The sequence below is a fragment of the Streptomyces sodiiphilus genome (assembly GCF_039529215.1).
Lineage (GTDB): Bacteria > Actinomycetota > Actinomycetes > Streptomycetales > Streptomycetaceae > Streptomyces > Streptomyces sodiiphilus.
Genome location: NZ_BAAAMJ010000031.1, coordinates 76,334 through 89,567, shown reverse-complemented (window position 1 = coordinate 89,567; position 13,234 = coordinate 76,334). Strand labels below are relative to the sequence as shown.

General features: G+C 72.7%; 8 protein-coding genes and 1 pseudogene. All 9 read left to right on the top strand.

The genetic code is table 11. From position 1 onward, the window contains the following. Nucleotides 1-337, top strand: a pseudogene (locus ABD299_RS15980) (hypothetical protein); the annotation flags it as partial. Continuing rightward, the gene (locus ABD299_RS15975; protein WP_344262878.1) at nucleotides 334-1,701 is read left to right on the top strand and encodes a Pvc16 family protein; all 1,368 of its coding nucleotides are present in this window, start codon (nucleotides 334-336) and stop codon (nucleotides 1,699-1,701) included. The pseudogene ABD299_RS15980 and the gene ABD299_RS15975, both read left to right, overlap by 4 nt. Before the next feature lie 26 nt (nucleotides 1,702-1,727). After that, nucleotides 1,728-3,701, top strand: a complete 1,974-nt coding sequence (locus ABD299_RS15970; RefSeq protein ID WP_344262876.1) for an ATP-binding protein — start codon at nucleotides 1,728-1,730, stop codon at nucleotides 3,699-3,701. Then, nucleotides 3,692-4,039 carry a hypothetical protein gene (locus ABD299_RS15965; protein ID WP_344262874.1) on the top strand — a complete coding sequence of 116 codons (348 nt, stop codon included), beginning with the start codon at nucleotides 3,692-3,694 and terminating at the stop codon, nucleotides 4,037-4,039. The genes ABD299_RS15970 and ABD299_RS15965 overlap by 10 nt, the downstream gene beginning before the upstream one ends. Continuing rightward, nucleotides 4,036-10,479: an eCIS core domain-containing protein gene (locus ABD299_RS15960; RefSeq protein ID WP_344262872.1), complete on the top strand. Its 6,444-nt coding sequence runs from the start codon at nucleotides 4,036-4,038 to the stop codon at nucleotides 10,477-10,479. Before ABD299_RS15965 ends, ABD299_RS15960 begins: the two co-directional genes overlap by 4 nt. Next, nucleotides 10,479-11,069: a hypothetical protein gene (locus ABD299_RS15955; RefSeq protein ID WP_344262870.1), complete on the top strand. Its 591-nt coding sequence runs from the start codon at nucleotides 10,479-10,481 to the stop codon at nucleotides 11,067-11,069. The genes ABD299_RS15960 and ABD299_RS15955 overlap by 1 nt, the downstream gene beginning before the upstream one ends. Continuing rightward, nucleotides 11,066-11,728, top strand: a complete 663-nt coding sequence (locus tag ABD299_RS15950; RefSeq protein WP_344262868.1) for a hypothetical protein — start codon at nucleotides 11,066-11,068, stop codon at nucleotides 11,726-11,728. The genes ABD299_RS15955 and ABD299_RS15950 overlap by 4 nt, the downstream gene beginning before the upstream one ends. Next, complete coding sequence (locus tag ABD299_RS15945) at nucleotides 11,728-12,075, top strand: LysM peptidoglycan-binding domain-containing protein (protein WP_344262866.1); 348 nt, start codon at nucleotides 11,728-11,730, stop codon at nucleotides 12,073-12,075. The genes ABD299_RS15950 and ABD299_RS15945 overlap by 1 nt, the downstream gene beginning before the upstream one ends. Continuing rightward, the gene (locus ABD299_RS15940; RefSeq protein ID WP_344262864.1) at nucleotides 12,068-13,219 is read left to right on the top strand and encodes a hypothetical protein; all 1,152 of its coding nucleotides are present in this window, start codon (nucleotides 12,068-12,070) and stop codon (nucleotides 13,217-13,219) included. Before ABD299_RS15945 ends, ABD299_RS15940 begins: the two co-directional genes overlap by 8 nt. The last annotated feature ends 15 nt before the right edge of the window (nucleotides 13,220-13,234 follow it).

Here is a 13,234-nt window from a genome sequence, read left to right as displayed (position 1 = left end):
CTCCGGCCCGGCCACGGGCCACCGGCCGCCGACACCGTCCGCCCCCGCTCCGGGCGGCGCAACGGGCGTGCCGTCCGTGCGGGCGGCAGCCGCAGCGGTGCCGCGTCCCGGGCCCGACGGCACCGACGCCGCGCGGGCCCGTCGCCCGGCGGGGAGCCGTCAGCGCACGCCACGGCGGACGGAACGCACCGTGCACGTCCGCATCGGACAGCTCACGGTCAGCGCGGCCGGCACCGGCGCCGGGCCCGCCGGGCCCCGGACGGAGCACCCGGCACGGCGCGGCCCGGCCGTCGGCCTCGCCGCCTACCTGTCGGCCCGGGAGGAGAAGCGCTCATGAGCAACGCCCTCGCCCTCGCGACGGTGTCGGAGTCCCTGCGGCTGCTGATCGCCCAGAACCTGGCCCCCGAGATCGACCTCGCGGTCGATGTCGAGACCCGCCGGCCCTACCCGGAGCCGCCCGACGACCCGACGATCACCGTCTTCCTCCACCAGGTCACTCCCAGCGGCGCGCTGCCCGGCCACGACCTGCCCACCCGGGCCCCGGACGGCACCCTGCTCAGGCGGCCCGCCGCGGCGCTGGACCTGCACTACCTGATCAGCTGCTACGGCGAGGAGAGCGAGCTGGTGGGCCAGCGGCTGCTCGGCGCCGTGATCCGCACCCTGCACGAGATGCCGGTGCTCTCCCGGGACCTGATCCGGCAGGCCGCCGCGCGCCCGCAGCTGGCCGGCTCCGACCTGGCGGAATCCCGGCAGCGGATCCGTTTCACGCCCACCCCGATGGATGTGGAGGCGACCAGCAAGCTCTGGGGGATGCTCCACCAGACCCCCTACGCCCTGTCCGTCCCGTACCAGGCGAGCCTGGTCGCGATCGAGGGCCGGGAGGGCCCGGTGTCCGGCCCGCCGGTGACGCGCCGCACGGTCAGCGCGGTGCCCGGCACCGGGCCGCGGCTGGAGCTGCTGCGGTCCCGCCCGGCGGGCTCCGGGGACGGCGTCCCGCCCGCCGAGGGCCCGGTGCCCGCGGGCCACGATCTGGTGATCGAGGGCACCGGGCTGCGGGCCGGAACCGTGACCGCCCGGCTCGGCAGGCTCGACGTGCCTCTGCCGCCGGAGAACGTGACGGACCGCCGCGTCGTGGTCCCCGTTCCGGCGGAGCTGGAGGCCGGGCGGCAGCAGCTCCGGCTGCTGCACGGCGTGGCCGCGGGCGACCCGCCCCGGCAGCGCCCGGCCCTGGAGTCCAACCCGCTGGATCTCGTGCGCCTGCCCGGCATCGACGGCCCCGTCGGTGTCTCCGGCCGGAGCGACAACGGCGGCACGCTCTCCGCGACGCTGGCCGTCCGGCTCGACGTACCGGTCGGCCCGGGGCAGCGGGTGTTCCTGCTGCTGGACGAGGCCGCCCCCGTGGAGGGGCGCCGTCCGGCCGGCCACCGCTTCGACGCCCCGCCACCGGACGCCGGCGAGGACCCGCACCTGCTCCGCGTACCGGTCCGCGGCGTGCGGCCGGGCCGCTACCTGGTGCGGGTGAACACCGACGGTGTCCAGAGCCTGCTGGAGCAGGCCGAGGACGGCCTGTTCACCGGCCCGGCCGTGGACCTTCCCCCGGCATCCGGCCCGGAGACCGCCCCCGGCGACGACGCCCCCGAGGACACCGCCGCCGCGGACGACGCCCCCGCCCACCGCCGCGGCGACCACCAGGGCGACTGAGCGAAACCGGAAAGGGGGGAGGAACGATGACCGCCGATCACGACGGCGACGCACCGGGGACCGCACCCGGGCACGCCGTGCTGACCGCGGCCGTCCGGGACGTCCTGGCCCGGATCGACGCCCACGCGGCACACCTTGGCCCCGGCACCGGGGACGACACCGCCGCCAGGGCGCACCCCTCCCCCGCTCCCGCGACCGACAGCCCGCTGGGCACGCTCACCGCCTGCTTCGGGCTGAGCCCCTTCGAGCAGGACATCCTGCTGTTGGCCGCGGCCTTCGAACTCGACCCGACCACCGGTGCCCGCTGCGCGGTGGCCTGCGGTGACCCCGCCCGCCCGTATCCGACGTTCTCCCTGGCCCTGGCCGCGCTCACCGACCCGCACTGGAGCGCGCTGACCCCGGTCGCCCCGCTGCGCCGCTGGCGCCTGGTCGAACCGTCCGACGAGACCCGGCTGACGTCCTCCCGGCTGCGGATCGACGAGCGTGTCCTGCACTTCCTGGTGGGCGCGCCGTACCCGGACAGCAGGCTGCGCGGGCTGATGCGCCGCGCCTCGCCGCCGGACGAACTGCCGGACTCCTTCCTGCGCGCCGCCGCGGACATCGCGCGCTCGTGGACCACGGGCGGCCTCCAGCGCCCGCCGCGGGTGGAGCTCACCGGCGGGGACCTGCCCTCCCGCACCGACATCGCGGCAGCCGCCGCCCGCCTCACCGGAGTCGAGCTGTACACGGTGAACGCCGAGGATCTGCCCACCGGCCCCGGCGAGCGCGACGCGCTGACCCGGCTGTGGGAGCGGGAGGCGATCCTGCTTCCCGCCGCGCTGCTGCTGGAGACCGGCGAGGCCGACCGCGACCGGGAACGCACCGCCGCCGTCGACGCGTTCACCGGCGGGGTCACCGTGCCGCTGGTCGTGTCCGGGCCCGATCCCCGCCCCGGCGCCGTGCACCGCGGCGAGCGCGTCAGCGTGCCCGTGCTCTCCCCCGAGGAGCAGCTGACCCTGTGGTCGCAGGCCTTCGCGGACATCCCGGCCGTCACCGGAGAGCAACTGCGCTCCCTTGTCGCGCAGTTCTCCCTGCCCCCGCACACCATCCGCTCGGCCGCGGCGGCGGCCCGGCGCGGCATCGAGGCGGAAGCGTCGCCGGACGCCGCCCATCTGGCCTGGCGGGCCGGCCTGACCGAAGCCCGGATCGCGCTGGACGAGCTCGGCCGCCGCATCGAGCCCCGGGCCGGCTGGGACGACCTGGTGCTTCCCGGGTCGCAGCTCGTCGTCCTGCGGGAGATCACCGCCCACGTGCGGCAGCGCGCGACGGTCCACCAGGAGTGGGGCTTCGAGGACGTCCTGCGCCGCGGCCTGGGCGTGACCTCGCTGTTCGCGGGCGGCTCGGGCACCGGCAAGACGCTCGCCGCAGAGGTCATCGCCGGCGAACTGGGCCTGGACCTCTTCGTGATCGACCTCTCCCAGGTCGTCAGCAAGTACATCGGGGAGACCGAGAAGAACCTCCGCCGGGTCTTCGACGCCGCCGAACGCGGCGGCGCGCTCCTGCTGTTCGACGAGGCGGACTCGCTGTTCGGCAAGCGCAGCGAGGTCAGGGACAGCCACGACCGGTACGCCAACCTGGAGGTCAGCTACCTCCTGATGCGGATGGAGGCCTACCGGGGCCTGGCCGTCCTCACCACCAACATGAAGAAGGCGCTGGACCCCGCCTTCATGCGGCGCATCCGGTTCGTGGTCGACTTCCCCTTCCCCGGTGCGGCCGAGCGCGCCGAGATCTGGCGCCGCGTGGTGCCCGCCAAGGCCCCCACCAGCGGCCTGGACCCGCAGCGGCTGGCACAGCTGACCGTCGCCGGCGGCTCGATCCGCAACATCGCGCTGTCCGGCGCCTTCCTCGCCGCCGAGGAGGGCACCGAGGTGCGGATGCGGCACATGCTCGCCGCCGCCCGCACCGAGTACCTGAAGCTCGATCGCTCGCTGACCCCCGCGGAGGTGCGCGGATGGGTGTGAACGAAACCCGGGCCCCACGGCCGCCCGGCGGGGGCGCCGGCGTCGAGGTGCACATCGGCGAACTGGTCCTGGACGGCTTCCCGCGCGCCGACGCCGGCGCGGTGGCGGGCGCGTTCCGTGCCGAACTGACCCGCCTGGTGCGGGAGCACGGTGTGCCACTGGCGGAGGGGGGCGACCGCGAACTGGACCTGCTCTCCGGTCTTCCTCCGCTGCCGCGCGCCACGTCCTCCCGCGGCCTGGGCCGGGCGCTGGCCCGCTCCGTGCACGCCGGACTCACCCGCCCGCCGGAGCACGGGCGCGGAGCGGGGCCCGCGGACGGACGGGGGCGGGGCCGGTGAGCACCACCCGCGCACCGGCCCGCGACGGCCGCTCCCCGGGCGAGCACAAGCGGCGCCGCGGCACGTCGCGTCCGGGCGGCGCCGCCACGGTCCCCGAGCCCCGGGAGATCGTCGGCGGGGCGGGCCGGCCGCTGGATCCGGCCGTTCGGCGGGAGCTGGAGGAGCGCCTCGGCCACGACTTCGGCCGGGTCCGGGTGCACACCGACCGGGACGCGGCCGGCCTGGCCGCGCTCCTGGGCGCCGACGCGGTGACCGTGGGCGAGGACATCTTCTTCGCCGAGAACACCTTCCGTCCCGGCACGGAGAGCGGCCGTGCGCTGCTCGCCCACGAGCTCCTGCACACCGTCCAGGCCCCCGAGACCCCCGGGGCCCTGCGCACCGGGCGCGGTCTGGGCGCGGTGAGCCTGCCGGAGAACCCCGCCGAGCACGAGGCCGAGACGGGTGCCCGCACGGATCCGGAGCAGCACGGGCAGCCGGGCGGCCCCGAGGTCTCCCGCCGCCCCACCCCGGGCTGGCTCCGCTACGCCACCGCCGACGCGGACCGGATGCGGACCGAAAGGCTGGACCCGGCGACCCTGGTGGACCGGCTGACGGCCGGGATCGTGCGCTCCCTGCGCGGCGACCCCGCCGACACCTCCCACCGTGTCCGTCTGCAGCTCGCCCGCCTCTCGCCGGAGTTGCGGGACGCGGTCCTCGCCGGCCTGGAGCGGCGGCTGCCGTCCTCCGAGCACACGCGGCTGCGCGCACTCGTCGAGGAGTCGCTGGAGGGCCCCTGTCCGCTGGACTCCGCGGCGGCCCCGATGCCGCTGCCCGGCACCGCCGAGGGGGACGAGGAGGAGCGGGAACCGGAGGAGCGCGAGGGCGCGGCCGAGCAGGACTGGGCGGACCGGGACTACTGGGCGGGCGAGGAACAGGCGGAGGAGCGGCCCCCCGGCGGACGTCAGGAGTCCGGCGCCGCCTCCCCGGGCCAGGCGGTGCCCGGCGGCGACGGACCGGCCGCCGCCCCCGCGGCGGACGGGGAACAGGGCCGCGCCGGTGGACGGGAACAGGGGCAGCCGGGGCCCGGCGAGCAGGGCCGGGAGGAGACCGGGGAGGGCCCGGAGGAGCGGAGCCAGGAGGAGGAACAGCAAGAAGAGGAGCAGGAGGAGGAGCGGGAGGACGACGACGGGCAGCGGCAGGAGGACGAGGGGCAGGAGCAGGAGACCGGCGACGACCCCGGCCAGCAGGCCGAGAACGACGCCGCCGCCCCGCCGCGGGTCTCCCCCGAGGACGTCGAGGAGGACTTCACCGCCGGGGACGGCCCGCTGGCCCGGCACGGTCCGGCCGGTACCGACGACAGTCCCCGGGAGGAAGAGGAGCCGATCGGCCTGGCGGCCGACGCCGGCCAGGAGATCTCCGGCATCGACTCGCCGCCCGCAGGTGAGCCGGACGCCTCGGACGACGAACCCGCGCTGCGGCCCGAGGACTTCCTGCCCGCCACCGACCTCGACCTCTCGTCCGTCCCCACCCTCGACGACGAGGGCCTGTCCCCCGGCTCCGGCGCCTCGCCCGCCCCGCCCGCGATGCCGTCGTTCCCCGCGCCGCCGCCCACCAGGGCGGAGCTGGTCGAGGAGGCGCGCGCCCGGCGCGACGCCCACGACGAGGAGGGGCCGGAGCCCGAGCCGGGTGACCCGGAATCGGGGGTCCGCCCCGGCCCGGCGGACGACCCCGCCCGGGAGAGCGGCCCGGAGGACAGTGAGGCCCCCGACGGGGAGACCCTCGGGACCACCGTCACCGGCGGCCCCGCCGCGGGCCCGGTCTCCACAGCCGGCATCCGCAGCGAACAGGACCTGCAGCCGCGGCAGTCCGTGGAACAGGAGGTCGGGCCCGATCCGGAAAGCTCCCAGGAGCGGCTCCCCGAGGACCCGGGCCCAGCCCCGGCCGTCGCCCCCGCCGCTGACACGGCCGGTTCCGCCGGGGCGGACCGGGAACAGACCCGGGACGATCCGCCCGCGACCCGCGAGGACAGTGAGCGGGACGGGGACGGCCCGGATACCGGGGACACGGCCTCGCTGCCCGAGCCCTCCACGAACGGCACGGCCACGCGCGGCTCCTCGTTGCGCGGGAGGGCCACGCCCTCCGCGACCCGGTCCGCCGCACGGGAGCGCGCCGGCGCCGAGGGCCGGGCCGACGCGGCCCCGGCACCCGCCGCGGCCTTCACCTCCCTGAGCACTCCCGACGGGACGGCCGAGGCCGCGCTGACCACGGTCGGTCCGGCCGAGGAACAGGCGCACGAGCCGGGCACGGTGGCCGAGTCCGCACCGGACGCGTCCATGGAGCCGGGCGGCGGGGAGTGCGGCGGTGACCAGCAGGCCGGGGGCGAGGAGCCGGAGGCAGCCGCCGAGTGCGGCGGCGGAGGGGGCGAAGGCGAGCAGAAGCAGATGCGCGCGCAGGTCCCCGACGTGTCCGGACAGGACCCGTCCGCCGCCGTCGCCACCGCGGGCACGCTGCCCGCCGACCGGATGCTGGAGACGCTGGACGGGGTGGACGACGCCGTCGAGCGGGAGTCGGCGGACCTCCACCGGGAGTTGGAGAACGCCCCGCCCGAGAAGGAGCGCCCGGCCGGTGCGCCGCAGACCCTGCACGGCGAACCGCATGTCGGCGAACCGGCCGAGCAGGTCACCGAGCGGGTCCGGAGCATCAACGACGTCGGTGAGGGGGAACAGGAGCGTCCCGAGGGCGAGAAGATCCTCGGCAGCCGCGACACCACGGCCCCCCGGCCGCACGTCTCCGCGCCCGGCGGCGAGGTGAGTGCCGAGGACGTGGCGAGCATCGAGGCCGCCGTGGACGCCGTGCCCGACACCGACCCGGCGCTCAACCGCACGGTCGGACCGGCGCCCAAGGTCGAACTCACCGGGGACAGCGACCCCGGGCGCACCGACGAACAGGCCGGCCACCTGGAGGACACCACGGTCCAGGTCCTGGAGGTTGGCCGGGCCGACGCCGCGACGCCGATGGGTGAGGACCAGATCTACCCGGACGTCCCGCCGGAGACCCTGGCCGGGGACGTGCCGGGCAGGTCCGGGGGTGAGGGCGGCGGCGGGCAGGCCGGGGCGGAGGCCGCGGCCGTGCCCGGACTGCCGGAGGTCGCCGAGGAGGAGCACGGCGACGAGATCGATGCCACGGTCGCCCGGGCGCGGGGCGACATGGCCACCGCCTACGGCGAGCAGGAACAGGGCCGGGCCACGGCGGAGCAGCAGACCGAGGCGGACATCGCCCAGGCGGAGGCGGAGAACTCCGAGGAGCAGGCCGGGCGGCGCGAGCAGGTCCGGGGCGAGGTCGAGGGCGCCCGCGAGCAACTGCGCGCGGACCAGGACGAGGAGATCGAGAAGGCCGACGAGGAGGCCACCGAGGAGTACACCGGCACCCACAAGGAGATCGACGAGGAGCGCCAGGACACCGACCGGCGGATCGAGGACAGGAAGGACGACGACAACGAGGAGATCCAGGAGGAGCGGGAGGCGGCCGAGCAGAAGGCCGCGCGGAAGAAGAAGGAGGAGAAGAAGGGATCGGGCGGCTTCTTCGGCTGGGTCGCCTCCAAGGTCAGCAGCTTCTTCGACACGCTGCTCGCCGGCATCACCGCGATCTTCGACGCGGCCCGGGCCGTGGTCAACGGCATCATCGAGGGCTTCCGGACGTTCGCCAACGCGGCCATCGACGCGATGCGGGACCTCGCGGTCATCCTGATCAACGTCTTCGCGGACGCGCTGATCGCCCTCGGTGACGTCCTGCTGGCGGCTTTCCCCGAGCTGCGGGACAGATTCCGCGACGCGGTCGACGAGTGGCGGGACTCCGCCATCGAGTCGGTCAACATCCTGGCCGACGCGCTGAAGGACACGGTCAACGCCTTTCTCGACGACCTGGCCGGCGCGCTCAGCGCATTGCTGAACGTCCTGGAAGCAGGGCTCAGGGCGGCGGTGGAGTTCGTCCGGGAAGGGCTTCGGAAGGTCGTCGAGATGGTGAAGGCGGCGATCAACGCCTTCGGGCAGTTCGCCGTCATCGCCGGCCACATCGCCCCCGACCCCGGCGGCTGGCTGTCCCGGATGGGGAGTTCGGCCAAGGAGGGCGTCAGCGACCACCTCTGGCCGCAGCTGAAGGCGGCGGTCCGGCAGTGGTTCGACGCCAAGGTCCAGGGCGTCCTGGGGCTGGGCAGGGCCGTCATCGACACCCTGCGCAAGGGCTGCGTCTCGATGAAGGAGATCGGCCGGAAGGCGTGGGAGGCGATCCTCGCCTCGCTTCCGATGATGATCGTGATGCTGGTCATCGAGAAGCTGATCTCGTTGATCGTCCCGGCCGCCGGAGCCATCCTCACCATCGTGCAGGGGCTCAAGGCCGCCTGGGCGAGCATCAGTTCCATCATCGCCGCGATCGGCGCCTTCATCGACTACCTCAAGGCGGTCAGGGCGGGCCCGGCCGCCTGCCTGTTCGCCAAGGCCCTGGCCCTGGGCGCGGTCGCCCTGCTGGACTTCATCGCCAACTTCCTGCTGGAGCGCATCGGCAAGCCCCTCAAGGCGGTGGGCAACGGCTTCAAGAAGCTGGCCAAGACGATCGGCAAGGGCCTGCGGAAGACCGGCCGGGGCACCCGCAAGGCAGCCGGCGCCGCCACCAACGCCGCCCGCGCCGACCTCCGCAAGGCTCAAACCGTCCTGACCACACCCCCCAGGTCCACCACGCCCCCGAAACCGACGTCTCCCACCCCCTCCTCCGCCCCCACCACGAGCACCCCCCGACCCAGCACGACCGGCACCACCCCTTCCTCCCCGACCACTTCGCCGTCGTCCCCCACCACCTCCCCGTCTGCCGGCCCCTCCCCCACCGCATCAGCCCCCACCAAGCCGGCCACCCCCACCCCGGCGACCAGCAGGCCCAAGCGTCCCGAGACCACCCGGCCCAAGCCGGCCAAGCCTCGCAAGCCGGTCTCCCCCACCGGCCGGGCCCTTGCCGCCTCCCGGTCCGCCGTGCGCAGGGCCCTGCAGGCCGTCAGAAGGGCCCGTCGCGCGCTCGGCCGCAGGCTCCGCACCTCCCGCGTCGGCCGGGCACTGACCCGCAGCGCCCGCACGATCCGCAACTCCTTCCGCTCCCTCCGCACCCGCCTCCGCGACCGTTCCAGGCTCCACACGGAGCAGAAGCGACAACGCCGGCAGGAGGGCCGGAAGGCCAGAAAGTCCAAGGAGTCCAAGGAAGCCCGCCTCCGCAAGATCGTCGCGCGGATCAGCCCTCGCCTCAAGAGGATGCTGGACAAGGGCGTCCGGCGCCCTGTGCTCAAAGCGACACTGGCTGGACTGAAGACCTGGAACCGGCTCCGGCAGCTGGCCATCCAAGGGACGAGCCAGTTCGACATCAGGGCGCTCCTAAACCCCGGTATGGTAACGGTGGCCGGGGTGAGGATCGATAGTGTCGAACTAATTCGATTCATTCGCAAGGCGGCCGCAGACGTCCAGGAGTTCACCGCAAAGAAGGCCACCCGAAGAGATCTCGGATTCGGCGACGACAAGATCATGAAAGTCGACCGCCACACAGCCCAGTCGAACATGATTGCAGAGATCCTAAGGAGAGGGCTTTTCAAAACAGGCCGTCACGTGATCCAGCACATCGGAAAACTCGCGGCCACAGTGGGCCTGTCCCAATGGCGCACACAGAACCCAAGGAACTACTTCATCTCGCCCTACGGAAGGAAAGAGCAGACCGAAGGGGAAGGACTGGGGCACAAGTACCGGAGCATGTTCAAGAACCTATCGGAGCAGAAGCAGGTAAGATTCGCAATCGAAATGCTTGCAGACCTGCGCGGGAACACGAAACCCAGACGCCTGCCGAAGTGGCGATTCCAGCGCCTCTACCTGCATACCCTCCACGCAGTGGAGGAAAATCGCTCTCCGAGCGACTTGGTCTACCGCGCCCTGGCTTACGATGCCGCAAAGGACCGCAAGAGAAGCCTTCAGGAGATGGTCAACATCATTCCGATGACGGGAGACGTTCCCAAGGGAGCGAAGCCCACGCCGGATGAGAGAGCCCAGAGACAGGCACGATTCCTGAACTTCCATCTAGAATTTGAAGACCTCAAGAAGCAGAAGACGCGGCGGCGCGAACGCGTTGACCGGATGATGGAACTGACCAAGTCAGAGGGCTTCACCGTGGCAGACATGGAGACATACACCAAAACAAAGCGGGACGAGAAAGAAGAGACAGAAGATGCATACATGCGGAAGTCCTGGCAGAGAATCGCAAAGGAGGGCAACTTCAGAAAAACTGAAGCGGCAAGAAGAATGGAGCGCCGGGAGATCGACTTCCTGACGGAATGGGCCTCCCTTTCCGGGCTCGACTTCTCGGAGTCGCAGAACGGAAAAAGGGAGCTCTTCGCGCTCATCGAGAAAAAGATCCGTTACATTTATGGGGTGCGATAATGGTTCTCGACAAAAGAATGAGCCGCCGAGTCGTCCTGCACGACCGGGTGGAGGGGAGCGAGGTACGCGCTCTGGCCGATAGGCAAGGCTGGATCTTCGTCGGACAGGTCAAGAGCGATCCCGAAAAAGGGATTTCGTACGAAGTCAAGTGGGACTCCCAGGACAACGGGTCAGTCCACTACCTCGACAATGATCTGATCGATGCCGCCTACATGGTAGCTATGAATGAGGTCCCAGAGGCAGCTGAAGAAGCCATCCGAACCGTATGCCGAAGCCTGGCGGTGTGGACCATCGAGGAACTGCTCACCGACGTCACAACTCAAGTCCGCCCGGCCGACAGGGCCCGCGCCCTGCTGAGGCTGGGCGTGGGTGCCCCCTTGGAACCCGAGGAGCGTGTCATCAAAACGATCCGGCAGGGCCTGCAGCATCCCGATTCCCGCGTCCGCCTGGCATCCGTGTGGGCAGTGGCCTACACGGAGTGGCTCCTCTTCATGGAAGATCTCGACCGCATTTCGAGAAAGGACCGTGACCGGGAGATTATCCGAACTGCCGCGGCAGTTCGGAAGAAATTCCGGAAGGCCGGCCCATGACACGGTATGCGGATATTCCCCGGCCGGTCAGGTCGGGGCTGGTGATCGTGGATCCGGTGCGGGGGGCGCCGCAGCGGATCATCGTGCTGCAGTTCAATCCCGACTCGCTGGAGCGGACGCTCACGCCGCAGGCGGCCGGGGCCGAGGGGGCCGGGGACCGCACGGAGGCGCTGCGGCTGAAGGGCCCTGCGGTGGAGAGCTGGCGGTTCACCGCCGAGATCGACGCCACCGACCAGCTGGACGTCGCCGCGCCGGAGGGCATCCATCCGCAGCTCGCCACCCTGGAGATGCTGCTGCACCCCACCACCGCGCAACTCCGGGCCGCCGAGTCCCTGGCCGCCCGGGGGACGCTGGAGATCACGCCGATCGAGGCGCCGCTGACCCTGTTCACCTGGGGCAACAAGCGGGTGATGCCGGTACGGCTGACCGAGGTGTCCGTCACCGAGGAGCACTTCGACGTCCACCTCAACCCGATCCGGGCCTCGCTGAACCTCGGTGTGCACGTGCTGTCCGTCAGCGACCTGCCACCGGGCCACCGGGGCAGCGAGCTGTATCTCGCCCACCTGGCGCAGAAGGAGCGCCTGGCCGGCAGCGCCGCCGCCGGCCGGCTCGACGCCCTGGGGCTCACCGGCGGCGACATCGGACTGGGAGGCTTCTGATGCCCGGGCACCACGACACTTCTCAGCGGGCCGCAACGGAGAACCGCTATCCGCGCTCCAGCCGCTACCACGGCATCGGCACCGCCGTGCACACCCTGCCCGACGGCCGTCAGGTGCCGTACCTCAAGCGGCGGCTGCTGCCCCGGCTGGACGAGACCGGCGAGCCGGTGTCCCACACGGTCGGAGCCGGCGAGCGTCCCGACCTGCTGGCGCACCGCTATCTGGGCAGCGCCGGCCAGTGGTGGCGGATCGCCGACGCCAACCCGGTGCTCGACCCGGCGGAGCTGACCTCGACGCCCGGCGCCACCATCGTGATCCCGCTGCCCGGAGGGGCGGGACATGCCTGACGAGCCCGTCCGCCGGGGTCCGGTACACCTCACCCTCCGCATGGGCCGGACGATGGCCCGTCCGGTGCCGCGGGAGGTCGCCGACGCCCTGCTGTCCGCGCAGGTCACCATGACCACCGGGGAACGCAGCGGCTTCCAGCTCGCGTTCGACCTGTCCAGGCGCGGACTGATCAACACCCGGCTGCTGCCGGACGGCTGGTTCGATCCGCCGGTGCGTGTCGTTCTCACCACCACCGTGCAGGGCGCCACCACGGTCCTGATGGACGGCGTCGCCATGCGGCAGGAGGTGGGCATCAGCAACGAGCCGGGCCAGTCCACCCTGACCGTCACCGGCGAGGACCTGACCGTGCTGATGGACCTGGAGGAGCGTGCCGGGCAGGACTTCCCCGACATGGCGCCCAGCGCGCGGGTGCGCCAGATCATCGACCGGTACGCGGGGTACGGCATCACCCCGCAAGTGGTGCCGGAGCTGATCCCGCAGATCCCGCTGCGCACCCGGCGGATCGACTTCCAGAGCGGCACCGACCTGGCCTATGTCACCGAACTGGCCCGGGCCAACGGGTTCGTGTTCTTCCTCGACCCGGGTCCGCGCCCCGGCGCCAGCCGCGCCTACTGGGGCCCGGAATGGCGCATCGGCACGCCGCAGCGTGCGCTCAACGTCAACATGGACGCGCTGTCCAACGTCGACCAGCTGACGTTCTCCTACGACGGCGCGGCCCGGGAGGAGCCCGAGGCACGGGTGCAGAACCAGCGCACCCGCGGCTCGCAGGTCCTGAACGTGCTGGGGGTGCCCGAGATCAGCGTGCTGCGGCCGCCGCTGGCCCGCAGGCCGGCACCGGCGCTGAAGAAGAGGGTGCTGAGCGACACCGCGAAGAAGGAAGGCGGCGAAGGGCTGGCCGAGGCCGTCGCCAGGGCCGCCGAGTCCTCGGACGCCATCTCCGGCTCGGGGCAGCTCGACGTCGTCCGGTACGGCTACGTGCTGCGCCCGCGGGAGCTGGTCGGGGTGCGCGGCGCCGGCCTCACCTACGACGGCGAGTACTTCGTCAAGAGCGTCACCCACGACCTGCGACGCGGCTCCTACACGCAGAACTTCACGCTCGCCCGGGAGGGACTGGTCGCCCGGCACGCGACCGTGCGCCCCTAGCCCGCCACCAGGACA